Origin of the sequence: Tepidiforma flava (assembly GCF_027594505.1) — a bacterium.
GTDB lineage: Bacteria > Chloroflexota > Dehalococcoidia > Tepidiformales > Tepidiformaceae > Tepidiforma > Tepidiforma flava.
Window position 1 is genome coordinate 1,642,280 of sequence record NZ_CP115149.1, and the last position, 24,646, is coordinate 1,666,925.

The following is a 24,646-nucleotide window of genomic DNA, read 5'->3' on the forward strand; positions in this document are numbered from 1 at the left end:
GCCGGGAACGACCCCACCCCGGCCGCTCCCTTTCTCCCTTTCTCCCTCTCTCCCTCTCTCCCTCTCTCCCTTTCTCCACTTTCTCCCTTTCTCCCTTTCTCCCTCCTCCCTCCTCCCTTCTCGACTACACTTTCGCTATGCTCGAGCTGACACAACGCCTCGCCGCCGCCGCCGAAGGCGGCGAGCCCGTCCTCCTCGCCGTCCTCGTCGACCCCGGCGCCCTCCCCCTCCAGCCCGGCGCCCGCCTCCTCATCGAACCCGGCGGCAGCACCCTCGGCACCCTCGGCGAGCCCGCCCTCGACGCTGCCGCCGCGGGCCGGTCGCCGCCGACTTCTTCGCCCGCCGGCCGGCCGCGCACACGCGCTACCTCGTCGAGGGCGCGCTCCGCGAACGCTCCGCCGAGGGCGTCCCTGCCGTCTACCTCGAGGTCGTCGCCGCGCAGCCCACCTTCCTCGTCGTCGGCGCCGGCCACATCGGCCGCGCCCTCGCCCGCCGTCGCCAGCTTCCTCGGCTACCGCGTCGCCGTCCTCGATGACCGCCCCGATTACGCCGACCCCCAGCTCATCCCCGAAGCCGACGAGGTCATCTGCGGCATGACTTCGAAGCCGAACTCGCGCGCTTTCCCATCGGGCCCGATACCACCATCGTCCTCGTCACCCGCGGCCACAAGCAGGACGAGCTCTCGCTCCGCACATGCCTCGGCCGCGGCGCCCGCCTACCTCGGCATGATCGGCTCCCGCCGCCGCACCACGGCAGTCCTCGACCATCTCCGCGCCGAGGGCTTCCCCGAAGCCGAACTCGACCGCGTCCGCACGCCCATCGGCCTCGATATCGGCGCCGAAACCCCGGAAGAGATCGCCATCAGCATCATCGCCGAGGTGATCCTCCTCCGCCGCGGCGGCACCGGTGCGCCCCTCTACTACCGCGCCCGGCGCAGCGCTACTCCAGCGCGCTCCTGACCGCACCCCGCCGCGCCAGCTCCGCCCGCAGGTCCAGCATCGCCGTATACGTCGGGATGACGAAGACCCGCTCGCCCGGCGATGTCCCGGCCAGCACCGCGTCCAGCAGCGCCGCCGGGCTCTGCTGCCGCCGCGAGCGGCCGCGGCCAGCCGGCATAGTCCAGCCGCAGCGCGAGGTCCTCCGCCCGGTCGCCGCCCGCCCAGCAGCGCGCCACCCGCCCCGCCAGCAGCTCATACTCCACGTCCCAAATCCAGCTGACGTCCTGCCCGTCGGCGAACCGGTCGTTCAGCAGGCCGGCGACGGCCATCCCCGGCCCGCCCGCCTGCTCGAGCAGCAGCAGCACCTGGTTCGCCCCGGCCGGGTTCTTCGCCAGCAGCAGCCACAGCTCCCGCCCCTCCAGCCGCACCACCTCCTGCCGCCCGAACGCCGCTGACGTCTCGCGGAGCCCGCGCCGGACCGCCTCCTCGGCGATGCCAAGGACCCGCGCCGCCCCCGCTGCTGCGAGCGCGTTCGCCACGTTGTACAGCCCCGTCAGCCGCATCTCGGCGCGCCCCGCGCCGTCGGCATCTCCCAGCTCGCCCCCTCCAGCCCGAGCCGGATCGCCCGCGCCGTCGTATCTGTCGCCGGCCGCGAACGCCCGCACGCCGCGCACCGCCACCAGCCGACGTGCGCGAAATAGCGCCGCTCATAGACGTAGTCGCCGCCGCAGGCGCACCAGCGCGCATCCGCCGCCCCGGTCCCCTCACGCGCGAAGGCCGGGTCGTCGATGCCGAACCAGTGCACCCGGCCCGGCCAGCCGTCCGCCAGCGCCGCCACCGAAGGGTCGTCGGCGTTCAGCACCGAGCACCGCATCGCGCCGCGCGGCAGCTCAGCCCCTCCCGCCAGAGCCCCGCCACGGTATCCACTTCGCCGTACCAGGTCCAGCTGGTCGCGGAACAGGTTCGTCACCACCATCACGTCCGGGTCGAGCGCCCGGACCGCCGCCGGGAACGTCGCCTCGTCGGTTTCGAACACCCCTGCCATGTCCGCCGCGCCGGGGATCCGGCCGAGCAGGTCTGCCCGCCGCACCAGCAGGCTGGCGAACCCGCGCACCATGTTGCTCCCTTCGCGGTTGTGCAGGTGCGGCCGCCCCGCCGCTTCCAGCATCCCCGCGAGCAGCCGGCTCGCCGTCGTCTTCCCGTTCGTCCCGGTCACCAGCACCCGGCCGCCGCCCAGCTGCCGCCCCAGCGCCGCCACCACTCCCGGGTCGAAGCGCAGCGCCACCAGCCCCGGCAGCGCCGTCCCCCCGCCCTGCCGGAGCGCGCGCGTCGCCGCCCATCCGTCAGCTTGCCCCTGCCGCCACCGCAGCGGCCGTCCTCGCGCGCCTCACGCCCTCATCATCAGCCGTCGCCGCGCCGCGCACCGGAAGCGCCCGCCGCTACGCCCGGGCCGGGCCGAGCAGCCCCGCCTGCCGCAGCAGCCGCCACGATCCGGTCCCGCGCGACCACCCCGATGACCCGCCCATGCCTCCACCACCGGCATGTGGAGCAGGTCCTCCATCTCCATCTCCAGCAGCACGTCCGAGACCAGCCGGTCGTCCGCGCTCGTCGCCCGCAGCGCATCTCCCGCGGCACCATCACCGAGCCAGCCGGCGTCACGTCCCACAGCCGCTACCGGCACGTCGAGCAAGTCGTAGCCGGAAAGCACACCCGCCAGCCGGTCGCCGTCGCTCACGAGGAACACCGCCCGCGGGTTCAGCTCGAGCGTCCCGCGCGCCAGCGGCCCCACCGGCTGCTCCGCATCGACCATCCGGCCGATATCGGCGAGCATCACGTCCTCCGCCCGGTAGCGCGCAAGCTCCTGCACCAGCCGGTTTTGCAGCAGCGATTGCCGGCGCCGCGTTCTCGAGGAACAGCCCAATGAGCACCAGCCAGGCGCCGCCTGCCAGCGAATTCGCGAGCACCATGTCCCGCCCGAGCATCGCCAGCACGCCCCAGCGCCGGCGCCAGCCCCCACGCGAACGCCCGCCCGGTCCAGGCCGCCAGCGCTGTCGCCAGCCCGTGCCGGAGCCCGCGTCACCATCCACGCCAGCGCCCGGAACACCCGTCCGCCGTCCATCGGGAACGCCGGCAGCAGGTTGAAGACGCCCAGCGCCGCGTTCATGATTGCCAACCACACCAGCACGTAGTCGATCGGCCGATCGGCCTGCGCCCCCAGCAGCCGCCAGAGCCCCGCGAAGGCAGCGCCCAGCGCGATGCTCGTGAGCGGCCCCGCCAGCGCCATCAGCAGCTCCTGCAGCGGCCGCGCCGCCTCCCGCGTGATCTGGGCCACGCCCCCGAACACGAACAGCGTGATGCTCTTCACCGGGATGCGGAACCGCCGCGCCACCAGGCTGTGCGCCAGCTCGTGCAGCACGATCGAGGCGAAGAACGCGGCCACGCTCGCCGCCGCCATCCCCAGGTGGCCGTCCACCACGGCGCTCCTTCGAACGCCGCCGGGTAGAACTGCGTCGCGAGGAACCACGTCGTCAGCCCCGCGAGCAAGAACCAGCTGCGGGTTCACCATCAGCGGAATCCCGAGCAGCGTCCCGGCGCGGAACGGTCGCAGCCGCATGGCTCTACCCTACGCCTTCCGCGGTAAGCCCGCCGTCAGCCCCGTCAGCACCTGGCTCTTCGAAGGCGGCGGGGGCGGCCCCTGCTCATCCTCGCCCTCCACCACCGCCTCCCAGCAGAGGTAGACGAGTAGAACAGCCCCATCAGGATCGGGATGAGGAACGCCGGGTGCCGGCTCTCCACCAGCCCCCAGATGCCCCCCACCGTCATGAACATCAGCGCGAAGACGTAGACGAGGAACGCTCCCCAGCTGAATGACCCAACGGCAACATGATCGACGCCTCCGCCCGGCATCCTACCAGCCGTCCATCGGCGGATCGGCCTCCGCGTCCAGCAGCCGAAGAATTTCGTTAGAAAAAGGGCCGCCCACGGCCGCCACGGTCCGCCCGCGGCGGGTTTTACGAACGTTTTACAGCCGGCTGGCAACTCCCCGCGCCCGGCGCGCGTTTCCTCCGGTGCGTGTACCTTCCCGGATTGCTACGGTAACACGCAGGAGCGCCGCCCTCCCGGGCTGCTTGCTGGAGGTTCCATGAGCTGGATTCACCGGAAAGCGGCATCGCTCGTCGTTGCCATCGGCGCCGGCGTCGCCACCATCCTCGGCGCCACCCTCGGCATCGCCCTCGCCAAGCACACCAGCACCGTCGGCGGCGTCTGCAGCAACGGCAGCGCCGGCTGCAACATCCACTACGTCGGCACCATCAAGCCGACCCCCGTCAGCCCCGCCACCTTCACCCAGTGCCTTCCCGCTGCCGACTGGATCGGCATCTACATCTGGGACGGCCCGAACCAGAAGTGGCTCCACTACTTCAACACCCGCCCCGGCAACCCCGGCAATTACCCTGAATACCTGAACAACACCGCCGTCGGCGGCATCTCCACCATCCCCGGCTTCTCCGGCGTCGTGCTGGTAATGCGCCCCGGCGCCCCGAACCAGCAGGTCACCCTCCTCGACGCCCCCGGCGAAGACCTGCAACTAGCTTCCTCCCGCCGCGTCCCCCTGCCGGGCCCCCGCCAGGCCCGCGGGGGCCCGTTCGTTTCGCGCAGAACGTAATCTCCCCGCCCCGTACCATCCGGCCCCATGGGTGAACTCGCCGCCCTCCTCGCCGCCCTCACCTGGTCCGCCACCAGCGTCGCCCTCACCTCCCTCTCCGCCCGCACCTCCCCGGTCGTCCTCAGCGGCCTCCGTCTCGGCTTCGGCGCCCTCGCCATGCCCCTCATCCTCCTCGCCAGCGGCGAGACCGGCACCATCGGACAGGCCCCGGCCGCCACCCTCATCCAGGTCGTCGCCTCCGGCGCCCTCGGCTACGGCCTCGGCGATACCCTCTATATCGCCGCCCTCAACCGGCTCGGCATGCAGCGTCACCTTCCCCGTCTCGATGGCCCTCTACATCGGCCTCACCGTCGTCTTCGGCGTCCTCCTCCTCGGCGAGCCGTTAGCACCTGGGGGCTCCCCATCGGCGCGCTCCTCATCGGCGCCGGCACCTGGTTCATCATCGCGCCCGCGCCGCCGAACGAACCCGCGCCGCCGCCCTCGCCGGACGCCGGCCCGGTCGCCCTCGCCCCGCCCGTCCGCCTCCCGCCCCCCGGCCTCGCCGGCTACGCCCTCCTCGGCGGCGTCGGCGTCACCTGGGCGGCCGCCACCCTCTGGCTCGCCGCCGCCAGCGGCGACCTCGGCGCCATCGCCGCCGGCACCATCCGCACCCCCGCCGGCGCCGTCGCCCTCCTCGGCTTCGCCTTCGCCTTCCAGCGGCCCGCGCTCCTCGCGCCCTTCCGCAGCAGGGCCCACCTCGGCGCCATCGCCGCACTCGCCGGCCTCGTCGGCACCACCATCGGCAGCCTCCTCTACGTCTACGCCGTCGTCACCGCCGGCGCCGCCCGCACGGCCATCCTCTCCTGCCCACGTCGCCGCTCCTGCGCCCTGCCCCTCTCCATCGTCTTCCTCGGCGAGCGGCTCACCCGGCGCCATCCTTGCTGGAACCTTGCTCTGCGTCACTGGTATCGTCGCTCGTCGTCCTGTGAACGCCGCGAAACGCCCCGGAGCCGAGCCCCTGCGCAGCATCGCCCTCCCCTTCGTCTTCGTCATCTTCATCGTCGCGTGCGCGCGCGACGCGGAAGGCCCCGCCCGCCCCGTCATCACCATCGAACAGGGCGAAGCCCGCGCCACCGTCACCGTCGAGCTCGCCGTCACCCCCGGCCAGCGCGCCCAGGGCCTCATGTACCGCCGCCGCGCTCGACCCCGATGCCGGCATGCTCTTCATCTTCCCGTCCGACAGCCGCTCCGGCTTCTGGATGCGGAATACCTATATCCCGCTCGATATCGCCTACATCAGCGTCCGACTTCGCCGTGCTCGAAGTCCGCCGCGGCACCCCGCTCGATGAGACGGTGCTGAGCCCATCGCACCCGTACCGGTACGTCCTCGAAGTGAATGCCGGCTGGTTCGAAGCGCACGGCCTCGGCCTCCGGCGGCCCGGGCTCATCTTCCCGCCCGGCCTGCTCGAGGGACCCGAGCCCTAGCCCGCCGCCAACAGCGGCCCCCATGCCATCGCCGGGCGCCGCGACCCTGCAAGCCGCCGGCAACTGCTCCGCCGTCAGCGGCCCCGCGAAGTAGTGCCCCTGCCCGCGCGCGCACCCGACCTCCCGCAGGTAGGCCAGCTGCCACTCCGTCTCGATCCCCTCAGCGACCACCTCCATCCCCAGCGCAGCCCCCATCTCCACGATGGCGCGCACCAGCGGCCCGGACGAGGCATCGACCCCGAGCCGCCCCACGAACGCCTGGTCCACCTTCAGCGTGTCGATCGGCATCGCCGCTGCAGGTAGCTCAGCGACGAGTACCCGGTGCCGAAGTCGTCACCAGCGAACGAGCCGCACGCCGAGCCTGCGTCAGCTCCTGCAGCACCTCCAGCGCCGCCGGCACGTCGCGCATCAGCACGCTCTCCGTCAGCTCCAGCTGCAGCGCAGCCGGGTCCAGCCCCGCCGCTTCGAGCACCCGCTCCGGATGCTGGCCGGTCAGGTCCGGCTGCTGGAACTCCGCCGCCGAGACGTTCACGCTCACCGTCAGCCGGCCGCCCGGCCGCAGGTTCTGCGCCCGCTGCCGCCTCCCGGCACGCCTCGCTCCAGCACCCACTGCCCGATCCGCACGATCTCGCCCGACTCCTCCGCGATCGAAATGAACGTCGCGGGCGAAAGCACGCCGCGGTGCGGGTGGTTCCAGCGCAGGAGCGCCTCCATCCCGACCAGCGCTCCCGTCTCGAGGTCCACCACCGGCTGGTACAGCAGCTCCAGCTCCTGCCGCTCGACCGCCCGCCGCAGCGCATTGTCGAGGTCGAACCGTTCCGCCGGGTCCGACGTCCAGCTCCGGCGAGAAGACCACGAACCGCGCCCGGCCCTCCGCCTTCGCCCGGTAGAGCGCCACGTCGGCCTTCCGCAGCAGCTCCGTCGTGCTCCGGTCCTCACGGCCCGTTGACCGCGATCCCGATGCTCACGCTCACGAACATCTCCCGCCCCGCAATCGAAAACGGCCGCCGCAGGTAGCGCCTCGCAGCACACGCTGGGCCGTCCGCACCGCCAGCGAACCCGCCCGCTCAGCCCGCAGATGAGCACCGTGAACTCCATCGCCGCCCAGCCGCGCCACCATCTGCACCCTCTGCCGCCCCGACCAGCCGCTGCGCAGAACACCGAGAGCAGCTGGTCGCCCACCCCGTGGCCCAGCGTGTCGTTCAGGTACTTGAACCGGTACCACGTCCATGAACAGCACCGCCACCCGGTCCGGCCGCCGCTCCCCGGCCAGCGCGCGCGAACAGGCCGCGAGGAACATCGCCCGGTTCGGCAGCTCCGTCAGCGGGTCGTGGAACGCCCGGTACATCAGCGTCTCCGTCGACGTCTGCAGCGCCGCGAGCGAAAGCGGTTCAGGTCAGCCTCCAGCTCATCGCAGCTCACGCACCACCGCCCCCGGCGCCCGCGCCTCGAACTCGCCCGCCCGCGCCTCCCGGAGCAGCTGGCGAACCGACCCGATCGGGCGCCGGACAGCCCGGTCGGCAAGCAGCGCCGCGCCCGCACCCGCCGCTGCCGCCGCCCCCAGCTCCGCCGCCACCTCGAGCGCGCCTCCGCCGAACAGCATCGCGCCCGTCGCCGGACCCGCCAGCGCCGCCATCCCGAACAGCCCCGTCCAGAGCGCGCACATCGGCACACGGCCCCGGAGTCCCAGCGGACGGCTCACCGCGTCCGCTCCCCCGGCCATGGCGGCCGCCCGGCGGGTGCGAAGGACCTGGCCACGATACCTGTAACGTCGGCAGCACCGGCCGCCCGCTGAAGAGCCCGCTGGCGCACGCCTGTACAGGCCGCGCCCACGCGCGTACCATCCGCCGGACGTCAATCGGGCGTCAGGGAGCCGCCAGTGTCCGCCTATCGCATCGAGCTGTTCGTCCACGTCGCCGCCGTCATCGTTGCCCTCGGCGCCACCTTTTCGTTCCCGCTGCTTCATGCAGCAGCCGAACGGCAGGGCGTGCCAGCCACCCGATTCGTGCTCCGAACCATGCACCTCATCGAGACCCGCCTCGTCCTGCCCGGCGCGGTGCATCATCTTTCTGATGGGGCTGGCCCTCATCTTCAACGACCGCACCGGCTACAGCGACCACCTGCCGGCGTGGCTCGCAGTCGCGATCATCTGGTATCTCGCGGCATTTTTCACCGCGAGCGTCGTCCAGCGCGCCAATGTGAATGCCGCCCTCGGCACGCTCGAAGGCGTTCCCGACGGCAGCGCCCTCCCCAGCGCCTACCGCTGCCGCAGCCCGGCGCGTCGCAGCTCACCGGTGCAGCCCTCGGCCGCTCACCACGGTCGGCATCGCCGGTTCCTCATGGTGTGGAAGCCCGGCGCCTGAGCCCCCTGCTGGCCCCGCGCCGCTGCCCGGCCTAGGCCGTCACGGCCTCCGGGAAGAACGCCTGCATCACCTCCGGGCTCAGCGGCACGTTCTGGATGCGCGCCCGCTGCAGCGTCTCCCAGTAGTACCGGTAGGTCGCCCGGTCGTGCAGGTTCCCCTCGTGCTGAATCGGCCCCCAGTCGGCCGCGTACGCCTTCAGCAAAATCGCCTGCGCCTCCTCCACCTCATCGTGCGAGGGCGCCTATCGCCTCGCGTAATCGGCTCGATCTGCGCCGGGTAGATGCTCCATTGCCGCAGGAAGCCGAACTCCATCCGCGCCCGCCGCAGCGTCGTTGTAGATGAACTCCTGGTCCTTCAGCTCCAGCGTCACGTTGTGCGCCGGCACCACCCCGTTTGCCAAGGCCGCCGCCACCATCTCCGACTTCGCCCGCCGCAGCAGCGCATGGTCGAACTGGTGCGGCGACCGCGATCGCATACGACGGGATCGCGCCGTCGGTGGGCGCTCACGAAGTCCATCAGCCCGAAGTCCAGCACCTGCACGTTCGGCAGCGTCGCGATTTCCCACACCTCCCGCAGCGCCCCGTGCGTCTCGATGAGCGCGTGGATCGGGATTTCCCGCCGAATGCCGGCGCGCGCCGCCGTGTTCCGGATGTAGTCGATCATCTCCGCCACGCTCGCGCGCGCGCACCGTCTTCGGGATCGTGATGTAGGCGATGCGCTCACCGGCGGCCGGCACGATGATCGTCGACGTCCGCCTTCCAGTGCTCGTGCGTGTAGTCGTGAATCCGCACGCCCGCCATGTTGTGCTGGTTCAGCGGGCTGTTCTGCATCCGCACCACCATCTCCGCGTGCTCCCGCTCGCGGCCGGTCGGCGCGCCGTCCTCGCAGTCCATGGTGATGTCGAAGACGCCGCCCATCTTGTTCTGCAGCTCGAGCGCCTTCGCAATCCGCTCCTCCGTCGCCCGCGAAATCGGCTCGATCAGGTCGGGATGATGGGGAACGGCTTCTCCCCTTCGAAAAGGACTTCATTCGGGTGACGTGGCATCGGCGGTTCCGTTCGTACGTGGAATGTCGGCAGGGCCGGCGCGGCAGGGGGCGCGCGTCCGGGCACGTCTCCCAAGTATGCCCTCCGCCGCGGCCACCCGGTGAAGCCGCGCCGCTGCCGCTCCCGCCGTCAAGAACCGGGAAAAAATAAGCCCAAAGCTAACGAAACCGGGCTATACTAGGCATGCACCGTGTTTATCTTCGACCTCGAGCTCGTCAACTTCCGGAACTACGTCCGCGCTCACATCCGCCTCGACCGCGGCCTCAACCTCTTCGTGGGCGATAACGCCCAGGGCAAGAGCAACCTCCTCGAGGCAATCTACCTCCTCTCCACCAGCTCCGCTCCTCCCGCGCCAGCCAGGACTCCGACCTCGTCCGGCGGGATATCCTCCCCTCCGACTTCCCCGTCGCCCGCCTCGCCTGCCAGGGCTCGAACGCTCCGCCGGCAACCTCGCCCTCGAGCTCGCCATCGTCGGCCGCACCGTCGACCCGGCCCACCGCGCCGGCAAGCGCGTGCGCGCGCTCAACGGCGTCCCCCGCAAAGCCTCCGACGCCGTCGGCCAGCTCTGCGCCGTCCTCTTCACCACCCTCGATATCGACATCGTCGCCGGCCCGCCTCTCATGCGCCGCCGCTACCTCGACATGATGATTTCGCAGGTCGACCGCGGCTACCTCCGCGCCGGATGCAGAAGTACGCCCGCGTCCTCCAGCAGCGGAACAGCCTCCTCAAGCGCATCCAGGCCGGCGCGAAGCCCAGGCCCACGAGCTCGCCTTCTGGGACCAGGAGCTCGCCCACGCACGGCGGCACCATCTACTGGGCCCGCGCCGATGCCCTCGGCCACCTCGCCATCCAGGCCGAACAGCAGATGGAGCGGCTCAGCGACGGTCTCGAATCCCTCACCCTCATCTACCGCCCCTCCATCGGCGGCCTCGACCAGTACGATGCCCCCATCGACGACGCCGAGTGGACCGGCCGCATGCTGAAGGCCCTCCAGGCCGTCCGCCAGCGCGAAATCGCCGCCGGCGCCACGCTCGTCGGTCCCCACCGCGATGACGTCGAAGTCCTCATCGACGGGATGCCCGCCGACGCCTTCGCCTCCCGCGCCCAGCAGCGCACCGCCGCCCTCGCCATGCGGCTCGCCGAGGCCAGCTACCTCCGCCGCGCTCTCGGCGACGACCCCGTCGTCCTGGCCCTCGACGACGTCCTCAGCGAACTCGACGCCCGCCGCCGGCGCGCCCTCCTCGAATACATCGATACCTTCCAGCAGACCCTCGTCACCACCGCCGACATCCCGACCGTCTCCGCGACATCTACACCCGCGCCGCCGGCCGCTTCGTCGTCAACGCCGGCACGCATCACCCGCTTCGAGGGCGAGTAGCCGCTCCCGGGCCCGGCCCCGAACGACAGCAGAGGGGCGGCCTCCCGAACCGGGGCCGCCCCTCACTCATCGGCGAACCTGCGCGCGGTCTACCGGCTCCGCCGGCTCACCGCCGCCAGCCCGGCCGAGGCCGTCACCAGGGCCGCTGCCCGCGGCCCCAGCAGCAGCCACAGCGCACGTGCCGCCGCTCGCCGCCGCCGCCGTCTCGCCCGTCCGCGGCGGCGCAGGCGTCGGCGCCGGCGCCGGGGCCGGCGCATCCACCAGCGGCACCACCCGCAGCGTCCCGTTGCCCGCCAGGCCCACGGCCACCGCCGTGTACACCGTCCGCGCCTGCAGCTGAAGGTTCGGGATGGTCAGCACCGTCGCGCCCGTCTCGTTCACCTTCACGTCGAGGCTGTACGTCCCCGCCGGCACCGGCACGTAGGGGCTCACGTTCCGGAAGGCCACGCCGCGGAACACGTTCGTATCCGTCCCGGCCACCGCGATCTCGTCCACCGGCGGCGCGTCCGGCGAGGCATGGATCAGGCGGATGTGCGCGTTGTTCCCGCTCGGCGTCCGGTTGTCATCTTCGAACAGCGTCAGCGCCAGCGAGCCGTCGCCCACGCGCCCCGTCGCGAGCACCGTGATGTCCTTCCCCGCCACGATCTCCAGCGTCGCCTGCAGCGCCGGCGTCCCCGTCCCGTCCGAGGGCGAGAAGCCGAACACCTTCACGTTGTCGGCCGCCAGCCGGCAGCGCCACATACCCCGTGGTGTTCGGGAAGGCCAGCGCCGTGACAGCTTTCTGTCCATCGACAAAAATGTCTCACCGGCGGCGTGTCGGGGCTCGCGTGCATGATGCGAACGCGCCCCGTCGCCTGCAGCCTCGGCGCCCTGCGGCGCCAGCATCACCCCCGCAGCCAGCGCTGCCGTCAGCGCCGCGGCCACGACGTCGGAGCATCGACCGGGTCATGACTGCCCGTGCCAGGTTCATCCAACGTTCCTCCGGGTTGATTCCTGCGCGGCTGCCGGCCGGTCAACCGCGTACACCCCATGTACGCACCCTCGACAACACTTCGATCACACCTCCGCCCAGCGTCGCCGGCCGCGCCCCATGACCACCCACTTCGAACGCTTCCGCGCCGGCGATGCCGCCGCCTTCGATGCCATCGTCGCCGAATACACCGGCCCCGCCTTCGCTGCCGCCGTCCAGGTCCTGCGCGACCCCGCCCTCGCCGAGGAAGCCGTCCAGGACGCCTTCGTCCGCCTCTGGCAGCGCGGCCGCCAGTTCGACCCGTCCCGCGGCAGCGAACGCTCCTGGATCCGTCGCCATCGCGCCCGCAACGCCGCCATCGACCTCCTCCGTAAGCGCGCCCGCGCCCTCGAACGATCGATCGACGACGCCCCCGCCGTATATGCAGTGCGAGACCCGGACGATCACCTGGCAGACCGTCCTCGCCAGCCTCACCGGGGAGCGCCTGCGGCAGGCACTGGAGGAACTGCCAGCCGAACAGCAGGACGTCATCGTGCGCGCCTACTACCAGGGCCAGCGCCCTGTCGATATCGCCCGAGAACTCGGCCTTCCCGAAGGCACCGTCCTGCAGCCGTCTCCGGCTCGCCCTGGCAAAACTGCGCGATACCCTCGCGCCCGTCCGCAGAGGCCCTCGAACCATGAACCGAGAACAGGCCCTCGAACTGCTCCCCGAATACGCCCTCGGCCTCCTCGAGCCCGCCGAGGCCGCCGAAGTCGAACGGCTCCTCGCCGCCGACCCGGCCCTCCGCGCCGAACTCCAGCCCTTCCTCCAGGCCGCGGAGGCCCTCGCCCACGGCTACGACGACGTCCGCCCCTGCCCCGCCGGCGCCGCCGACCGCATCGCCGCCGGCGTCACCGCGCCCGGCTCCAGCCGCCGGCCCCCATCCCCTTCCCCGCGCCTGCCCCGGCGGCCCGGACCCCGTGGCGCGCCATCGCCCTCGCCTCTGGCTGCGCGCTGTCCTCGTCCTCGCCGTCGGCCTCGCTGCCGCCGTCATCGCCTACCTCGATGCGCGCGACGACGCCGACAGCCTCCGCGCCCAGCTCGCCAGCCGCGCCATCGAACTCCCGCTCAGCGGTCGACGGCGCCCGCGGCGCCGTCTACGTCTCCTCCGACTTCTCCTTCGCCATCCTCCGCATCGTCGGTCTCCCCGAGGCGCCCGGAAGGCCACCACTACCAGATCTGGAGCGAAGGCCCCTACGGCGCCCGCTCCGCCGCCGACTTCGAAGGCGCAAGCGGCGAGCTCATCGTCCGGCTGCCTTCGCTCCCCCGCGATATGACCCGCATGTTCGTCACCCTCGAGCCCGACGGCGCCGCCGGCGACCGCCCCCAGGGCCCCGAAGTCATGACCTCGCCCCGCTGACCCGCTGGCACCATCGCCCCCTGCCGGTCATCATGGCCCCACCATGACCACCGACGCCTTCTTCATCCCCGAGGGTGACACCTTCGTCCCCCAGCCCATCTGCCGCGGCCCCTGGAGCCCGAACTCCCTCCACGCCGCCGAGGTCGTCGCCGACGCCTCCTCGGCGCCGAAGTCGAACGCCGCCACCGGCGAGCCGCGCCTCCGCCGTCGCCCGCATGACCGTCGACCTCTGGCGGCTCCCCGATTTCACCCCCATCGCCGTCGAGACGCGCGTCCAGCGCGAAGGAGGCCGCATCCGCATCATCGACGCCGAGGCGTTCGCTGCCGGCCAGTCGGCATCGGCCGCCGCCAGCGTCGTCCTCCTCCGCGAAAGCGAACACGCCGGCCGGCGAGGTCTGGGCGCCGCCCCCGTGGGACTTCCCGCCGCCCTCGGCGCTCGCCCCCGACCCCCGCCCGCCGATCGCCAACGAAGGCTGGCAGCCGATGTGGGAGAGCCGCTCGCAGGGCCGCGCCTTCGGCGCCGTCGCCCAGAAGCGCACCTGGATGCGCGAAGTCCGCCCCCTCATCGCCGGCCAGCCCCTCACCCCCTTCCAGCGCGTCGCCGTCGCCTGCGATTTCGCCAGCCCTCTCGCCAACTCCGGCAGCGCCGGCCTCGCCTACATCAACGTCGATATCACGCTCTACCTCCACCGCTACCCGTGCGGCGAATGGATCGGGTTCGAATCGACCGACCACGGCGCCAGCGACGGCATCGCCATGGGGCAGTGCCGCCTCTACGACGAACAGGGCCCCATCGGCGCCGCAGCGGTCGCCGCCGTCGCACAGCTGCCGCCGCGCCTGAAACCCGCCGCTGCGGGGGCTTCGAACGGCCGCCGCTCGCCGCCGCCCGCGCCGGGAGGTCACACCCCGGCGTAGCTGTGCAGCCCGCTGATCCAGAGGTTCACACCGAAATAGGTGAACATCACGAGCCCCCACATCACCACCAGCCACCACATCGGGTCCGGCCGCCAGCCCCGCCGCAGCCGCGTCCGGCACCAGCCGCCGGATGCCCGGCGCCCCCGCCACCGACCCGCTCCCCGCCCGGGCGTGGAAGTACGCCACGAGGCTCAGCCACGTCACCAGCGCGCTCGTCTCCTTCGGGTCCCAGCCCCAGTACCGCCCCCACGCGCTGTTCGCCCACCACGCGCCGAGCGCAATCCCCAGCCCCAGCAGCGGGAAGCCTCGACCATCACCGCCTTGTGGGCGAGGTCGCCTGCCGCATCGGCCGAGGGCAGGGCCGCGAACCGCCGCTTCCCTTCGCCGCCCTGCGCCAGGTACACCACCGCCCCGCAGAAGGCCACCGTCAGCACCGCGTAGGAAAGCATCATCACCGAGACGTGGATGGTCAGGAGCGGTCCGTTCTGCAGCGCCGGGATGAGCGGCACGATCTCCTTCGGGAACGGGTTCGCCGCGATGCCCAGCATCGCCAGCCACGATCGGGAGCGCCAGCGCCCCGTACCGCCGGTTCCGGTACACCGCCTCGAAGGCGAGGTAGGCCGCGCACGTCCCGAACGCGAACGCCGTCGTGAACTCGTACAGGTTCGAAAGCGGCGCATAGCCGCGCGCCGCCCACCGCGCCGCGAACTCACCCCGCGAGGAACACCGTCGTCAGCACCGTGAACGTCGTGGCCAGCCGCCCGAGCCCGGCGTTCGGCCCCGCCGCCGGCACGCTGACGCTCATCGGTCCCGGCGGTCGTCTGGGCCGCCACCGCGGCGGCACTGCCAGCGAGGCGCTCGCGAGGTACGCCCAGTACAGCAGCGCCGCAATCGGCGCCGTCACCACCGCAGTCCAGTACAGGTACAGCGCGAGCTCAGCCACCGTTCGTGTCCCTGTTTCACGAATCATACCGTCGTTCCGCCGCCCGGTCAGGCCGCGTTGCCCCCGGCTTTACCCCGCCCGGTCGAGCCGTTCGAGCGCCGCCTCGAGCGCCGGCGAGGCACTCCCGCTCCCACGCCGCCGCCCGCCGGAGCGCCATCGCCGCCGCCCGCCGCAGGCCCGGTACACCTGCACGTTCCCGTGCCCGCCCGCCGGGAACGGAAAGAGCGTGATCAGCGGCGAGAGCGCCTTCGTCTCTTCCTCCAGCGCCCGCGCAGCGCCCTCCTGAGCGCTTCCCCGGCCGCCGGCAGCGCCGCCGCCATGCGTCCCGCAGGAAGAGCGCGCCATCCGCCCGGGCAGCCTGCAGCACCGCCAGCGTGTAGGCGTTTCCCGCCCGGTCCACCTCCGTATCCCCCTCCAGCGCACGCCGCCCACGCCTCCAGCCCCGCCGTCCCCCGCGGCTGGCCGTCGCCCGGGTCCTCCTCCCCCCGCAGGAGCGCCGCCGCGGTCCGCAGCGCCTCCGTGACGACCTCAGGGCCCGCCTCCACCGCCTCCACCGGCGCCCACAGCTCGACTTCGCCCAGCGGGGCCCAGTTCTCCCACGCCACGAACGGCCCCACCTCCTCCGTGATGATGTCCTGCACGAAGTAAGCCGCCCCGCTCCCGGTCGTACCCGTCGATGATGCCGAACTCGTGCAGGTGCAGGTCCCAGCCGATGACCGGGACGCCGGCGTCCAGCCGCTCCATCGCCCACGCCGCCCTTCCGCCGCCTTGTCCCGCCGCGTTGCCCTGCGGGGCCGGCGAACCGCTCGAACCGCTCGAGCCCCGTGTCGCGCGTACCGCGCCACCATCGCCGCCCGGTCGAAGCTCGCCGGAGCCCGCTCGGCAGCGCCGCCACTCCGCCCTTCACCCCGAGGCAGAAATGGAACGCGTGCCCCGTCAGCCCCATCACGGCGTGCCGCGGCAGGTCGATCCCCGCGTGCCGGAGCACGCCTTCCAGCGCCCCCGCCGCGCTCGTCCAGTTCGGCGCCAGCTCCGAGCCCTTCGATGCGCTGTCCCATCCCCTCCAGTCTACCGGCGGCGCACCCGCGGAGCCGTCCGCCCGCCCCCTTTTGCCTTCGGCGCTGGACCGTACAATGCGGCTTCACCCGCACGGAGGGCGGCAATGTCTCGAGTACCAGGTCACTACGCTCCCGAACGGCCTCCGCGTCATCACGGCGCTCCATGCCGTCCACCCAGGCCGTCTCGGTCAACCTCTTCGTCGGCGTCGGCTCCCGCTCCGAGCCGCAGCACCTCAACGAGCATCACCCACTTCTCCTCGAGCACATGGTCTTCAAGGGCACCGAGAAGCGCCCCAACGCCATCCTCATCGCCCAGGAAATCGAAGGCGCCGGCGGCACCCTCAACGCCTACACCAACAAAGAGTTCACCTGCTACTGGAACATCGTCCCCTTCGACCGCTTCCCCACCGCCATCGACGTCGCCGCCGATCCATGCTCCTCAACTCGAAGCTCGAACAGGAGGAGATCGAGCGCGAGACCCCGGTCGTCCAGCAGGAGCTGAAGCGCAACCACGATAACCCCGCCGCCTGGGCCGCGCCGCCTCATCGGCCAGGCCGTCTACGGCCCCCAGCCCGCCGGCTGGGACGTCGGCGGCACCGTCGAACTCGTCGCCACCTGGAAGCGCGACGACTTCGTCGGCCACATCCGCGAGTGCGTATAAGCCCGGCAACATCGTCCTCTCCGTCGCCGGCAACGTCACCCACGAGCGCGTCCTCGAATTCGCCATCCCCCTCCTCGGCGGCATGGAGCCCGGCCCCATCCCCCCCGTCCAGCCCTACGACCCCGCCATCACCGGCCCGCGCGTCGTCACCGAAAGCCGCCCCATCGACCAGTGCACGCTCTACCTCGGCCTCCCCGTCATCTTCGGCCGCGACGACCCGGATCGCTACATCCTCCGTCATCCTCAACGATGTCCTCGGCGCCGGCATGTCTTCCCGCCTCTTCCGCGAAGTCCGCGAGCGCCGCGGCCTCGCCTACTCCGTCTCCTCCGGCTACGGCTACCTCTCCGATGCCGGCGTCTTCACCATCTCCGCCGGCGTCAACCGCGACCGCCTCCGCGAAACCATCGAAGTCTGCCTCGCCGAGGCCGAGAAGCTCATCGCCGAGCCTGTCCCGCCCGATGAGCTGCGCAAAGCCAAGGACCACAACATCGGCCGCTTCCGCCTCTCCCTCGAGACCGCCTTCTCCATCGGCCAGCAGGCAACGGCGAGCTGCTCCTCACGAAAGGCCGCGTCGAAAGCCATCGACGAGGTCGTCGCCGCCATCGAAGCCGTCACCGCCGACGATATCCAGCGGGTCGCCCGGCGCATCTTCGACCGCGCGAAGCTCCACGCCGCCGTCGTCGGCCCCTCGCGCGAGTCGACGACGCCGAGATCGAAGCCGCCCTCGGCTGACCGTCCTTACCAAACCTCCGGGGCCCACGGCTCCGGCCGCCAGCGGAAGAGCGCATCGGCCGCCCGGGCCGATCCGGCCTCGCTGCCCCACGATGCGGCCATCGCCCGCCAGAGCGTCGAGCGCGCTCACCTGCCCAAAGAGCAGGCTGCCCAGCTCTTCCGCGCCGAGCTCGAGGTCGGCGGATTCGCCCGTCACCCGGCAGCGCGCCCCGGCCGGCCCAGCCTCCAGTGCGAACCGCCCCGCCGCGTAGCCGCCGAAGTCGTCCGCCGCCTCCAGCACCAGCCGGCCCTCCCCGGCATACCGCCGCCCTTCCAGCGCCGCCGCCGGGTCCAGCACCCGGCAGAAGAGCGCGTCCGAAGGCCTCCGGACCGCCCGCCGCGGGTCCTCGAGGAGGTGCAGCAGCGTGTCGTCCAGCGGCCGCCGGTGCGCCGTCACCCGGTCGACGAGGTCCACGCCGAGGACGTACTCCCAGAGCGCCGCCTCGGCGCCGCCGTCGATGCCGGGCAGCTCGTGGACCGCCACCTCGCCCGCCGGCAGCCCGTGCTCCCACTCCCCCCGCACGCGGTAGCGCGCGTACCCGATGGTCGCTCCGTCCTCTTCGAGGCTCACGAGGAAGTCCTTGCTCCAGCCCGCTTCCTCCCGCTCCTGCGCCGGCACGCCGCGCTCCTCCACGCACCACGCCGCCGAGCGGGTGTGCAGCCCCGCGCGCTGCCCGCGCACGGCGTCCCACACCGCCGGCCATGCCGCCAGCGCCTCGTGGCGCGTCACCAGCCGCGGCCTTCCCCCGCGCTGCCGGGTGGCCGCGCAGGCGGCCGTGGACCCGCTCCAGCCGCACCTCATCGAAATGCTCCGTCGCCAGCCCGTAGCCGAACCCGAGCCCGTAGATCGGCGCCTCAGAAGCCCAGAGCGCCGCGATCGGCTCAGCCCCACTCCCGCACCGCGCCGCAGCTGCTCCGTCATCAGCGCCGTCAGCACGCCGCGCCAGCCGGTCCGTCGGCAGCACCCCCACCCACGTTACCCCCGCGCACGGCAGCGAACCGCCCGGCACCGAAAGCTCGAACCGGAACGCGTCCGGACCGACCCGATGCACCGGCCGTTTTCGAACGCGGCCAGCAGCCGCTCCCGCTCGGCGCACCGCATCCCGTCCTCTACCCGCTCCGCGGTTCAGCTGCCGCCCGAAGGCGATGGAGTTCACCCCGAAAAACGCCTCCAGCTCCCCCTGCTCCGGGACCCGCACCTCGAACGTCATCGCGTCGCCCTCCTCGCGCCGAAAGCCCCAGCCTACCCGCTCCTCTTCCTCCCCGTCAGCCGCGCCCCGGGGAACCTTCCGCGCGGCTGCGGGCGTCTTCCCGTGCAGGATCCGCCCGGGTTCGCGCGTCTCGCCAGCCTGCTCGCCGGGTGCACCCTCCCCGTCATCGTGCTGGCGTGGGGCCGAGCGGAACCTGCCATGGCCCGGGCGTCTCTCCATCAGCCCGCCGCCGCGCCGCCGGGGGCCGCCCCGGCCGTCGGCGCTCGCTGCCGCGCACGGCCCCGCCGCCCTTGCCCGACGGGGTCGAAGCCCTCGCCCGCGGCGCCCACCCTGCCCTCGCCGGCGCCGACCTCCTCTCCGCCCGCCCCGAAACCTGGCCATCCGCCTGCCTCGGCCTCGCGCCCGCTGGTCCGCCGCCTGTGCCCAGGCGGTCACCCCCGGCTGGGTCGTCACCTTCCTGCCCGCGGGCGGCGTCCCCGTTGCCGTGCACGTCGGCGCCGGCGCCGCCCGCTCTCGCCGAAAGCCCGTAGCCGCCGGGCCGGTACAATGGCGTCGTGGACGCGTTTTTCCCTGGCCCCCGCTCGACCCGCCCCTCCGCTCCCCCATCGTCATCCTGGCCTTCACCGGCTGGAGCAAGATACCGGCACCGTCACCGCCGACGCCGCCACCCACCTCGTCGAAACCTTCGGCGGGGACCGCTTCCTCGAGGTCGACCCCGAGGAGTACTACGTCTTCACCGAGACCCGGCCCACCGTCTCCATCGACGAATCCGGCGTCCGCCGCCTCCACTGGCCCGAAAACCACGCCTACGCCGTCCGCACCGGCCTCGGCAGCCACGACCTCGTCGTCGTCCGGGGCGTCGAGCCGAACCTCCGCTGGCGCACCTTCGCCGCCCGCCTCGCCGAGGCGATCGTTCCCCTCCAGCCCGCCGCTCGTCTGCACCCTCGTCGCCCGTCCCGGCGGCCACCCCTCACACCCGGCCCATCCCGGTCACCGGCTCCAGCGCCGACCCGCGCCTCGCCGCCCGCTACGGCCTCGGCCGCTCCCTCTACCAGGGCCCCACCGGCATCATCGGCGTCATCCACGACGTCCTCCGCGCCCGCGGCCTCGACCTCATCCCAGCCTCGCCGCCGGCGTGCCCCACTACCTCAGCATCGACGAAAACCCGCCTGCCACCCTCGCGCTCATCCGCGCCCTCGAACCCGTCCTCGGCTACCCCGTCCCCGAGGGCGACCTCGAAGACCGCGCCGCCGCCTTCATCGACCGCGTCAACGAAGCCTCCCGCGGCGATGACCAGGTCGGCATCCCTACGTCCGCACCCTCGAACGCCCAGTACGAAGACGACACCGACGACGAAGGCACCAGCGACGAGGAGCCTTCGGCGACAGCGAACTCCCCTCCGCCGACGACATCCTCAAGGACGTCGAAGACTTCCTCCGCGGCACCGGCGACCGGTAGCCCGGGCCGCGTCGGCCCCCGCAACGGCCCCGTTCGGGGTTCCACCCCCGTCCTTACCGGCGCACAGCTCGCCGGCGTCGAGTTTGGCCCCCGCGCCGCGCGCAGAGCGGCGGCATCCCGCGGCAACGCCGCCGCCCTACGGGAAGTCGCTCCCCGGGATGCTCTCCGGGTCGCGCACCAGCTCCTCCCACCGCCGCCGGATCACATCCAGCGGCGCCGGCGGCGGCGTCCACGGCAGCCCGCGGACGATCACGCCGCGGTTCGGCGCATGCTCCACCAGCCCCTCGCTCTCCAGCCGGCGGAACGCCTCCCGAACCGGCGTCTGCCACGCTCACCCCCCAGCGCGCCGCGATCTCCTCCTGCCGCAGGTGCTCTCCCTCCTTCAAATTCCCGGAGAGGATCGCCGCCTGGAGCGCCTCGTAGACCAAATCCGCCTTCGTCTTCCGCGGGTTCCGCATCGCCATACCCCAAGCATACCCCACCGCGCCCCACCCTCCCCCTCCGCAGCGCCCAGCTCCCACCTCCCGACTGCAAGCTCCTGACTCCTGAATCTCCCCCTCCCCGCTCGTTCGCTTCCTTCGTCGGTCTTCCGGTGCTCCACTCCAGCGTCGCCGCGCCGCGGCGACATCCCGCGGCGCCGCCGCTGGCGGCCAGCCATCTGCCGCCGCGGCGTCAGCCGCGGCATCCGCCCCAGCCTCCAACCTCCATCAGGGATTCCCCCGCCCAACCTCAGCACCCCGCGCCCCGTCCCTCAGGGAGTTCCCCACGTCCGCCGCACCACACCCGCCCCCTACGCTGGAGGCACCCACGCCTCGGGGCATCGCCATCGATCAAGCTGACCCGCATCGATGGCACCGAGTTCTACCTCAACCCGGACCTCTTCGAGGTCATGGAAGCCTCCCACGATACCCACATCACCCTCACCAACGGCCACCGCTACGTCTGCCAGGAATCCCCTGAGACCATCATCGACCAGCATCGCCGAATTCCGCCGCCTGAGCATCGGCGCCATCCGGAGGTCCGCCTGATGGACCTGGCGACCGTCATCGGCCTCGTGCGTCGCCATCATCGGCATCATCGGCGGCAACATCCTCGAGGGCGGCGACCCCATGAAGCTCATCAACCTCCCGGGCTTCTTCATCGTCGTCCTCGGCTCCCTCGGCGCCGTCATGATCTCCCAGCCGCTCTCCGTCATGATCGGCAGCTCCCCAAGTTCATCCTCAAAGCCTTCTTCGGCGGCGCCCAGCACAACTCCGCCGAGACCGTCGAGCTCTTCGTCCAGATGGCTGACAAGGCCCGCCGCGAAGGCCTCCTCGCCCTCGACAGCCGACGTCGAAAAAATCCACGACCAGCCTTCACCCGCAAAGGGGTCAGCAGCTCATGATCGACGGCACCGACCCCGAACTCCTCCGCGAAATCATGGAGATCGAGCGGGAATCCATGAAGCACCGCCACGAGGGCAACTTCGCCGCCCTCGAATTCATGGGCGGCATCGCCCCCACCATCGGCGTCCTCGGCGCCGTCATGGGCCTCATGGGCGTCGATGTCCCACCTCGATGAGCCGGACCACATCGGCCCCGGCATCGCCACCGCCTTCGTCGCCACGTTCTACGGTGTCTTCACCGCCAACGTTACCTCTGGCTCCCCCTCGCCAACAAGCTCAAGAACAACTCCAAGCACGAACTCCACGCCCTCGACGTCGTCATCGAAGGCCTCATGTCCATCCAGGCCGGCGATAACCCCCGCATCGTCCGCGAAAAGCTCGAAGGCTTCCTCCACGCCCTCCGCCCGCGGCAAGAAGGACGACCACGCCGAGGCCCGCCGGGAGGCCGCATGAGCAAGCGCGCCCCCGAAGCCGAAAAGCCCGAAAACCACGAACGATGGATCGTCTCCTACGCCGACATGGTGACGCTCCTCTTCGCCCTCTTCGTCGTCGCCCTCTACGCCACCAGCGACGCCAACCCCCAGAAGCTCCAGATCCGTCCGCGTCTCCATCGAACAGGCATCCTCTCCATCGAAGCGTCCTCCAGGGCTCCAACGGCTCCTCCGCCGTCCTCAACCAGGGCGGCGGCCTCACCCCCTCCCTCAGCGAAATCCGCTCCAACACCTTCCAGGGCCTGAACGACACCCTCTCCGAATTCGCCGCCGCCAACGGCCTCGAGGGCAAAATCCAGCTCCGCTCCGACGCCACCTCCATCACCATCTCCCTCGCCGATAACCTCCTCTTCGACCTCCGGCTCCGCCGACCTGCGCCCCGGCAGCGTCGATGTCCTCCTCCAGGTCGCCGATGCCCTGAAGGGCCTCCCCAACCAGCTCCGCATCGAAGGCCACACCGACGACATCCCGCCCAACAGCCGCGACTACCCGCACGAACTGGACGAGCTCTCCACCGCCCGCGCCACCCGCGTGCTGCGCGTCCTCGTCGAACAGGGCGGCCTCGACCCGGCGAAGCTCTAAGGCGCCGCCGGCTACGCCGATACCCGCCCGCTCGCCAGCAACGCCACCCCGGAAGGCCGCGCCCTCAACCGCCGGGCCGACATCGTCATCCTCTACCCCACCATCGAAGACCTGCAGAAGGCCCTCTCCGGGGCCCAGCGGAGGTAACGCCCATGTTCAAGGACAAGAAAATCCTCGCCGGCGGCGCCGTCCTCTTCGTGGCCGCCTTCTGGTTCTACATCAAGCCCAACTACATGGACCCCAAGCCCCCGCCCGTCTACACCGCGGAGCAGATCGCCAACGCGCCCCGTCCCACCCTCTTCATCGGCAAGGCCTCCGCCGGCGGCCACGGCGGCAAGGCCACCAACGCCACCCGACGGCATCGTCCTCAACCTCAAGCCCTCCGGCACCACCCAGCGCTACGTCAAAGTCATCATGGCGCTCGAATTCGGCCCCGCCGACAACCTCCTCTGGGTCGGCCTCACCACCGACCAGATCGCCGCCAAGAACGCCGAGTTCGTCCCCATCACCTCGAGCCCGAAATGCATCAAGATCCTCGACGCCATCGCCAACGTCATCGGCTCCCATACCGCCGAAGAAGTCGCTACCGTCGAGGGCAAAGAAAAGCTCAAAGAAGAGCTCATTGAAGCCATCAACCACCACCTCCACGGCGAAAAAGTCGAAAAAATCTACTTCGAAACCTTCATCGTCCAGTAGGAGCGCACCCCATGGCCGACCCCGTCGACGTCCTCGCCCAGCTCCTCTCCCCTCAGCAGGCCGCCACCCTCGATGCCGTCGGCCGCCGCGCCTGGGAAGCCGCGGCCCGCGCGCTCCAGGTCATCCAGGGCCAGGCGCCCGCAGTGTCGCTCGGCGAGGCCCGCCTCGTCATGCCCGACGAAATCCAGGGCGACTTCGGCGACCCCCACCTCGCCGTCCCCGTCGAGCTCTCCACCGACAACGACCAGGCGGCGACGGCCTACCTCGTCCTCCCCACCGCCCCCGCCGCTGCCTACCTCCAGACCGAAGCCGACAACCCCGAAGACCAGGAGCAGCAGACGCTCGTCGTCGCCTCCACCATCCTCGAGCCAGGTCATCCAGGCCCTCAACCAGGACGTCTTTGCCCGCTCCTCCAATTCGGCCTCATCCTCTCCTTCGACGACGTCACCGCCAACACGATGCCCGCCACCCTCGGCGGCCTCGATGACGCCTGCCTCTACCTCACCGCGAACCTCTCCGCCGCGCAGGCGCTGCCCATTGCGCTCGTCCTCCCCGGCACCTTCCTCGATATCGTCGCCGGCTCCATGGCCAGCGCTTTCGCCGAGCTCGGCCGCAGCTGAAACCCCGCTGATCACTCAGGAAGACCTCGAAGCTGCCGAACTCCTCGATGTCGAACTCCAGCGCATCGAGGAACCCATGGCCGTCCCGCAGCAGCCCGACGTCCGCAGCCTGCCGCCCCCCGCCGCGCCGCGCCCCCGCCGAAAGAGCAGCCGCCGGTCACCGCCCAGCGCGCGCGCTTCACCCCGCTGCCCGACCCCGGCCCGGCCGAGCACACCTCCGGCATCGAACTCCTCGCCGGCCTCGAAATGAACGTCACCGTCGAACTCGGCCGGACCCGCCTCACCGTCGCCGAAGTCCTCAGCCTCGGCCCCGGCTCCGTCATCGAACTCGACCGCATCGCCGGCGAACCCGTCGACATCCTCGTCAACGACCGCCTCGTCGCCCGCGGCGAAGTCGTCGTCGTCGATGAAAACTTCGGCGTCCGCGTCGTCGAGGTCGTCCAGGCCGCGGCCACGAAGTCGAAGAGCCCGAGCCCGTCGCATGAGCGACCCGGCGGCCCGGAAGCGCCTCACCTGGCTCGTCGCCATCTGCGGCGCGCTCCTCGTCGCCATCCTCTTCGTCTCCCTCGCGGCGCCCTCCCCCCGCCCGGCCTCCCCCACGCTGCGTCCCCGCCGACCCCGGGGCGGCTGCCG

At 71.7% G+C, this 24,646-nt stretch carries 30 protein-coding genes and 10 pseudogenes; 20 read left to right on the plus strand and 20 right to left on the minus strand.

What is annotated here, in order from left to right:
- The first annotated feature begins 137 nt into the window (after positions 1-137).
- On the plus strand, positions 138-959 hold the full coding sequence (locus tag O0235_RS09145) for an XdhC family protein (protein WP_270055487.1): 822 nt from the start codon (positions 138-140) through the stop codon (positions 957-959).
- On the opposite strand, the gene O0235_RS09150 is transcribed toward O0235_RS09145, so the two are convergent.
- The 3 genes from O0235_RS09150 to O0235_RS09160 form a co-directional block, all read right to left on the minus strand.
- The gene (locus tag O0235_RS09150; RefSeq protein ID WP_270055488.1) at positions 920-1,501 is read right to left on the minus strand and encodes a DUF1727 domain-containing protein; all 582 of its coding nucleotides are present in this window, start codon (positions 1,499-1,501) and stop codon (positions 920-922) included. The two genes, O0235_RS09145 and O0235_RS09150, sit on opposite strands and share 40 nt — an antisense overlap.
- Entirely contained in the window at positions 1,492-2,223 is a 732-nt protein-coding gene (locus tag O0235_RS09155) for a Mur ligase family protein (RefSeq protein ID WP_270055489.1), read from the minus strand. Before O0235_RS09155 ends, O0235_RS09150 begins: the two co-directional genes overlap by 10 nt.
- Positions 2,224-2,325: 102 nt before the next feature.
- The gene (locus O0235_RS09160) at positions 2,326-3,411 is read right to left on the minus strand and encodes a site-2 protease family protein (protein ID WP_270055490.1); all 1,086 of its coding nucleotides are present in this window, start codon (positions 3,409-3,411) and stop codon (positions 2,326-2,328) included.
- A gap of 669 nt (positions 3,412-4,080) precedes the next feature.
- Between O0235_RS09160 and O0235_RS09165 the strand changes: the two genes are divergently transcribed.
- On the plus strand, positions 4,081-4,602 hold the full coding sequence (locus tag O0235_RS09165) for a hypothetical protein (protein ID WP_270055491.1): 522 nt from the start codon (positions 4,081-4,083) through the stop codon (positions 4,600-4,602).
- A 27-nt stretch (positions 4,603-4,629) separates the two neighbouring features.
- A complete protein-coding gene (locus O0235_RS16200; RefSeq protein WP_270055492.1) occupies positions 4,630-6,066 on the plus strand; it encodes an EamA family transporter in 1,437 nt (478 codons plus the stop codon).
- A gap of 90 nt (positions 6,067-6,156) precedes the next feature.
- On the opposite strand, the pseudogene O0235_RS16205 reads toward O0235_RS16200, so the two are convergent.
- The 5 genes and pseudogenes from O0235_RS16205 to O0235_RS09185 form a co-directional block, all read right to left on the minus strand.
- Positions 6,157-6,354 (minus strand): annotated as a pseudogene (locus O0235_RS16205) (EAL domain-containing protein); the annotation flags it as partial.
- Positions 6,355-6,370: 16 nt separating this feature from the next.
- Positions 6,371-6,604, minus strand: coding sequence for an EAL domain-containing protein (locus tag O0235_RS09175; protein ID WP_270055493.1), 234 nt, complete (start codon positions 6,602-6,604; stop codon positions 6,371-6,373).
- A gap of 2 nt (positions 6,605-6,606) precedes the next feature.
- On the minus strand, positions 6,607-7,005 hold the full coding sequence (locus tag O0235_RS09180) for an EAL domain-containing protein (protein WP_270055494.1): 399 nt from the start codon (positions 7,003-7,005) through the stop codon (positions 6,607-6,609).
- 31 nt (positions 7,006-7,036) lie between these two features.
- Entirely contained in the window at positions 7,037-7,414 is a 378-nt protein-coding gene (locus O0235_RS15830; protein WP_373324297.1) for a diguanylate cyclase domain-containing protein, read from the minus strand.
- Positions 7,415-7,474: 60 nt separating this feature from the next.
- Positions 7,475-7,768, minus strand: coding sequence for a hypothetical protein (locus O0235_RS09185; protein ID WP_270055495.1), 294 nt, complete (start codon positions 7,766-7,768; stop codon positions 7,475-7,477).
- 370 nt (positions 7,769-8,138) lie between these two features.
- Between O0235_RS09185 and O0235_RS09190 the strand changes: the two genes are divergently transcribed.
- Positions 8,139-8,429: a hypothetical protein gene (locus O0235_RS09190; RefSeq protein WP_270055496.1), complete on the plus strand. Its 291-nt coding sequence runs from the start codon at positions 8,139-8,141 to the stop codon at positions 8,427-8,429.
- Between the two features lie 31 nt (positions 8,430-8,460).
- Here O0235_RS09190 and O0235_RS15835 read toward each other — a convergent pair.
- Positions 8,461-9,474 (minus strand): annotated as a pseudogene (locus tag O0235_RS15835) (HpcH/HpaI aldolase/citrate lyase family protein).
- Positions 9,475-9,664: 190 nt separating this feature from the next.
- On the opposite strand from O0235_RS15835, the gene O0235_RS16265 reads away from it, so the two are divergent.
- A complete protein-coding gene (locus O0235_RS16265; RefSeq protein WP_506005436.1) occupies positions 9,665-10,852 on the plus strand; it encodes a DNA replication/repair protein RecF in 1,188 nt (395 codons plus the stop codon).
- A gap of 66 nt (positions 10,853-10,918) precedes the next feature.
- On the opposite strand, the gene O0235_RS09215 is transcribed toward O0235_RS16265, so the two are convergent.
- Positions 10,919-11,593: a DUF4397 domain-containing protein gene (locus O0235_RS09215; protein ID WP_270055501.1), complete on the minus strand. Its 675-nt coding sequence runs from the start codon at positions 11,591-11,593 to the stop codon at positions 10,919-10,921.
- 349 nt (positions 11,594-11,942) lie between these two features.
- Here O0235_RS09215 and O0235_RS15845 point away from each other — a divergent pair.
- From O0235_RS15845 to O0235_RS09225, 3 genes and pseudogenes are all read left to right on the plus strand, one after another.
- A pseudogene (locus O0235_RS15845) lies at positions 11,943-12,146 on the plus strand (RNA polymerase sigma factor); the annotation flags it as partial.
- A gap of 97 nt (positions 12,147-12,243) precedes the next feature.
- A pseudogene (locus tag O0235_RS15850) lies at positions 12,244-12,414 on the plus strand (sigma factor-like helix-turn-helix DNA-binding protein); the annotation flags it as partial.
- A gap of 85 nt (positions 12,415-12,499) precedes the next feature.
- Entirely contained in the window at positions 12,500-13,222 is a 723-nt protein-coding gene (locus tag O0235_RS09225) for a hypothetical protein (protein WP_270055503.1), read from the plus strand.
- Between the two features lie 30 nt (positions 13,223-13,252).
- On the opposite strand, the gene O0235_RS09230 is transcribed toward O0235_RS09225, so the two are convergent.
- From O0235_RS09230 to O0235_RS09250, 5 genes are all read right to left on the minus strand, one after another.
- Positions 13,253-13,408 carry a hypothetical protein gene (locus tag O0235_RS09230; protein ID WP_270055504.1) on the minus strand — a complete coding sequence of 52 codons (156 nt, stop codon included), beginning with the start codon at positions 13,406-13,408 and terminating at the stop codon, positions 13,253-13,255.
- A 114-nt stretch (positions 13,409-13,522) separates the two neighbouring features.
- On the minus strand, positions 13,523-14,434 hold the full coding sequence (gene ccsA, locus O0235_RS16270; protein WP_506005454.1) for a cytochrome c biogenesis protein CcsA: 912 nt from the start codon (positions 14,432-14,434) through the stop codon (positions 13,523-13,525).
- Positions 14,338-14,817 carry a cytochrome c biogenesis protein CcsA gene (ccsA, locus tag O0235_RS16275; RefSeq protein ID WP_506005455.1) on the minus strand — a complete coding sequence of 160 codons (480 nt, stop codon included), beginning with the start codon at positions 14,815-14,817 and terminating at the stop codon, positions 14,338-14,340. The genes ccsA (O0235_RS16270) and ccsA (O0235_RS16275) overlap by 97 nt, the downstream gene beginning before the upstream one ends.
- A gap of 29 nt (positions 14,818-14,846) precedes the next feature.
- Positions 14,847-15,080, minus strand: coding sequence for a hypothetical protein (locus O0235_RS09245; protein WP_270055506.1), 234 nt, complete (start codon positions 15,078-15,080; stop codon positions 14,847-14,849).
- 230 nt (positions 15,081-15,310) lie between these two features.
- A complete protein-coding gene (locus tag O0235_RS09250; protein ID WP_270055507.1) occupies positions 15,311-15,721 on the minus strand; it encodes a hypothetical protein in 411 nt (136 codons plus the stop codon).
- A 580-nt stretch (positions 15,722-16,301) separates the two neighbouring features.
- On the opposite strand from O0235_RS09250, the gene O0235_RS09255 reads away from it, so the two are divergent.
- From O0235_RS09255 to O0235_RS15870, 3 genes and pseudogenes are all read left to right on the plus strand, one after another.
- Complete coding sequence (locus tag O0235_RS09255) at positions 16,302-16,640, plus strand: insulinase family protein (protein WP_270055508.1); 339 nt, start codon at positions 16,302-16,304, stop codon at positions 16,638-16,640.
- 169 nt (positions 16,641-16,809) lie between these two features.
- Positions 16,810-16,968 (plus strand): annotated as a pseudogene (locus O0235_RS15865) (insulinase family protein); the annotation flags it as partial.
- Between the two features lie 97 nt (positions 16,969-17,065).
- Positions 17,066-17,221, plus strand: a pseudogene (locus O0235_RS15870) (insulinase family protein); the annotation flags it as partial.
- A gap of 135 nt (positions 17,222-17,356) precedes the next feature.
- On the opposite strand, the gene O0235_RS09265 reads toward O0235_RS15870, so the two are convergent.
- Both O0235_RS09265 and O0235_RS15875 read right to left on the minus strand, forming a co-directional pair.
- The gene (locus O0235_RS09265) at positions 17,357-18,301 is read right to left on the minus strand and encodes a sterol carrier protein domain-containing protein (RefSeq protein ID WP_270055510.1); all 945 of its coding nucleotides are present in this window, start codon (positions 18,299-18,301) and stop codon (positions 17,357-17,359) included.
- A 100-nt stretch (positions 18,302-18,401) separates the two neighbouring features.
- Positions 18,402-19,394: pseudogene (locus tag O0235_RS15875) on the minus strand (GNAT family N-acetyltransferase); the annotation flags it as partial.
- On the opposite strand from O0235_RS15875, the gene O0235_RS15880 reads away from it, so the two are divergent.
- The gene (locus O0235_RS15880) at positions 19,329-20,075 is read left to right on the plus strand and encodes a PAC2 family protein (RefSeq protein ID WP_373324299.1); all 747 of its coding nucleotides are present in this window, start codon (positions 19,329-19,331) and stop codon (positions 20,073-20,075) included. The pseudogene O0235_RS15875 and the gene O0235_RS15880 sit on opposite strands and share 66 nt — an antisense overlap.
- Here the strand turns inward: O0235_RS15880 and O0235_RS09270 are convergent.
- Both O0235_RS09270 and O0235_RS09275 read right to left on the minus strand, forming a co-directional pair.
- Positions 19,995-20,285 (minus strand): hypothetical protein, encoded by a 291-nt coding sequence (locus tag O0235_RS09270; protein ID WP_270055511.1) that lies wholly within the window; start codon positions 20,283-20,285, stop codon positions 19,995-19,997. The genes O0235_RS15880 and O0235_RS09270 overlap by 81 nt on opposite strands.
- Before the next feature lie 91 nt (positions 20,286-20,376).
- On the minus strand, positions 20,377-20,517 hold the full coding sequence (locus tag O0235_RS09275; protein ID WP_308445641.1) for a hypothetical protein: 141 nt from the start codon (positions 20,515-20,517) through the stop codon (positions 20,377-20,379).
- Positions 20,518-21,129: 612 nt separating this feature from the next.
- Here O0235_RS09275 and O0235_RS15885 point away from each other — a divergent pair.
- The 4 genes and pseudogenes from O0235_RS15885 to O0235_RS15895 all read left to right on the plus strand — a co-directional run.
- Positions 21,130-21,624 carry a flagellar FlbD family protein gene (locus O0235_RS15885; RefSeq protein WP_373324300.1) on the plus strand — a complete coding sequence of 165 codons (495 nt, stop codon included), beginning with the start codon at positions 21,130-21,132 and terminating at the stop codon, positions 21,622-21,624.
- Positions 21,615-21,800: pseudogene (locus O0235_RS09285) on the plus strand (MotA/TolQ/ExbB proton channel family protein); the annotation flags it as partial. The gene O0235_RS15885 and the pseudogene O0235_RS09285, both read left to right, overlap by 10 nt.
- Positions 21,784-22,077, plus strand: coding sequence for a MotA/TolQ/ExbB proton channel family protein (locus O0235_RS15890; RefSeq protein ID WP_373324301.1), 294 nt, complete (start codon positions 21,784-21,786; stop codon positions 22,075-22,077). The pseudogene O0235_RS09285 and the gene O0235_RS15890, both read left to right, overlap by 17 nt.
- A pseudogene (locus O0235_RS15895) lies at positions 22,074-22,157 on the plus strand (flagellar motor protein MotB); the annotation flags it as partial. The gene O0235_RS15890 and the pseudogene O0235_RS15895, both read left to right, overlap by 4 nt.
- 23 nt (positions 22,158-22,180) lie before the next feature.
- Here O0235_RS15895 and O0235_RS09295 read toward each other — a convergent pair.
- Positions 22,181-22,561, minus strand: a complete 381-nt coding sequence (locus O0235_RS09295; RefSeq protein WP_270055514.1) for a hypothetical protein — start codon at positions 22,559-22,561, stop codon at positions 22,181-22,183.
- Here O0235_RS09295 and O0235_RS15900 point away from each other — a divergent pair.
- From O0235_RS15900 to O0235_RS15050, 4 genes and pseudogenes are all read left to right on the plus strand, one after another.
- Positions 22,533-22,697, plus strand: coding sequence for an OmpA/MotB family protein (locus O0235_RS15900; protein ID WP_373324433.1), 165 nt, complete (start codon positions 22,533-22,535; stop codon positions 22,695-22,697). The genes O0235_RS09295 and O0235_RS15900 overlap by 29 nt on opposite strands.
- 360 nt (positions 22,698-23,057) lie before the next feature.
- Complete coding sequence (locus tag O0235_RS09300; protein ID WP_270058053.1) at positions 23,058-23,393, plus strand: flagellar basal body-associated FliL family protein; 336 nt, start codon at positions 23,058-23,060, stop codon at positions 23,391-23,393.
- Between the two features lie 11 nt (positions 23,394-23,404).
- Entirely contained in the window at positions 23,405-24,013 is a 609-nt protein-coding gene (locus O0235_RS09305) for a hypothetical protein (protein ID WP_270055515.1), read from the plus strand.
- A 246-nt stretch (positions 24,014-24,259) separates the two neighbouring features.
- Positions 24,260-24,397, plus strand: a pseudogene (locus tag O0235_RS15050) (FliM/FliN family flagellar motor switch protein); the annotation flags it as partial.
- Positions 24,398-24,646: the final 249 nt, after the last annotated feature.

Bases quoted from the DNA above. Each gene is read 5' to 3' on its own strand.
- O0235_RS09145 (WP_270055487.1), top strand. From the start codon at position 138: ATGCTCGAGCTGACACAACGCCTCGCCGCCGCCGCCGAAGGCGGCGAG.
- O0235_RS09190 (WP_270055496.1), top strand. From the start codon at position 8,139: ATGGGGCTGGCCCTCATCTTCAACGACCGCACCGGCTACAGCGACCAC.
- O0235_RS09165 (WP_270055491.1), top strand. From the start codon at position 4,081: ATGAGCTGGATTCACCGGAAAGCGGCATCGCTCGTCGTTGCCATCGGC.
- O0235_RS15880 (WP_373324299.1), top strand. From the start codon at position 19,329: ATGGCGTCGTGGACGCGTTTTTCCCTGGCCCCCGCTCGACCCGCCCCT.
- O0235_RS15890 (WP_373324301.1), top strand. From the start codon at position 21,784: ATGTCCCACCTCGATGAGCCGGACCACATCGGCCCCGGCATCGCCACC.
- ccsA (WP_506005455.1), bottom strand. From the start codon at position 14,817: ATGCGCCGCTTTCGAACCTGTACGAGTTCACGACGGCGTTCGCGTTCG.
- O0235_RS09295 (WP_270055514.1), bottom strand. From the start codon at position 22,561: ATGCGGAGCTGGTTGGGGAGGCCCTTCAGGGCATCGGCGACCTGGAGG.
- O0235_RS16200 (WP_270055492.1), top strand. From the start codon at position 4,630: ATGGGTGAACTCGCCGCCCTCCTCGCCGCCCTCACCTGGTCCGCCACC.
- O0235_RS15885 (WP_373324300.1), top strand. From the start codon at position 21,130: ATGGAAGCCTCCCACGATACCCACATCACCCTCACCAACGGCCACCGC.
- O0235_RS09255 (WP_270055508.1), top strand. From the start codon at position 16,302: ATGCCGTCCACCCAGGCCGTCTCGGTCAACCTCTTCGTCGGCGTCGGC.
- O0235_RS09215 (WP_270055501.1), bottom strand. From the start codon at position 11,593: ATGTGGCGCTGCCGGCTGGCGGCCGACAACGTGAAGGTGTTCGGCTTC.
- O0235_RS09150 (WP_270055488.1), bottom strand. From the start codon at position 1,501: ATGCGGCTGACGGGGCTGTACAACGTGGCGAACGCGCTCGCAGCAGCG.
- O0235_RS15830 (WP_373324297.1), bottom strand. From the start codon at position 7,414: ATGTACCGGGCGTTCCACGACCCGCTGACGGAGCTGCCGAACCGGGCG.
- O0235_RS09225 (WP_270055503.1), top strand. From the start codon at position 12,500: ATGAACCGAGAACAGGCCCTCGAACTGCTCCCCGAATACGCCCTCGGC.
- O0235_RS09305 (WP_270055515.1), top strand. From the start codon at position 23,405: ATGGCCGACCCCGTCGACGTCCTCGCCCAGCTCCTCTCCCCTCAGCAG.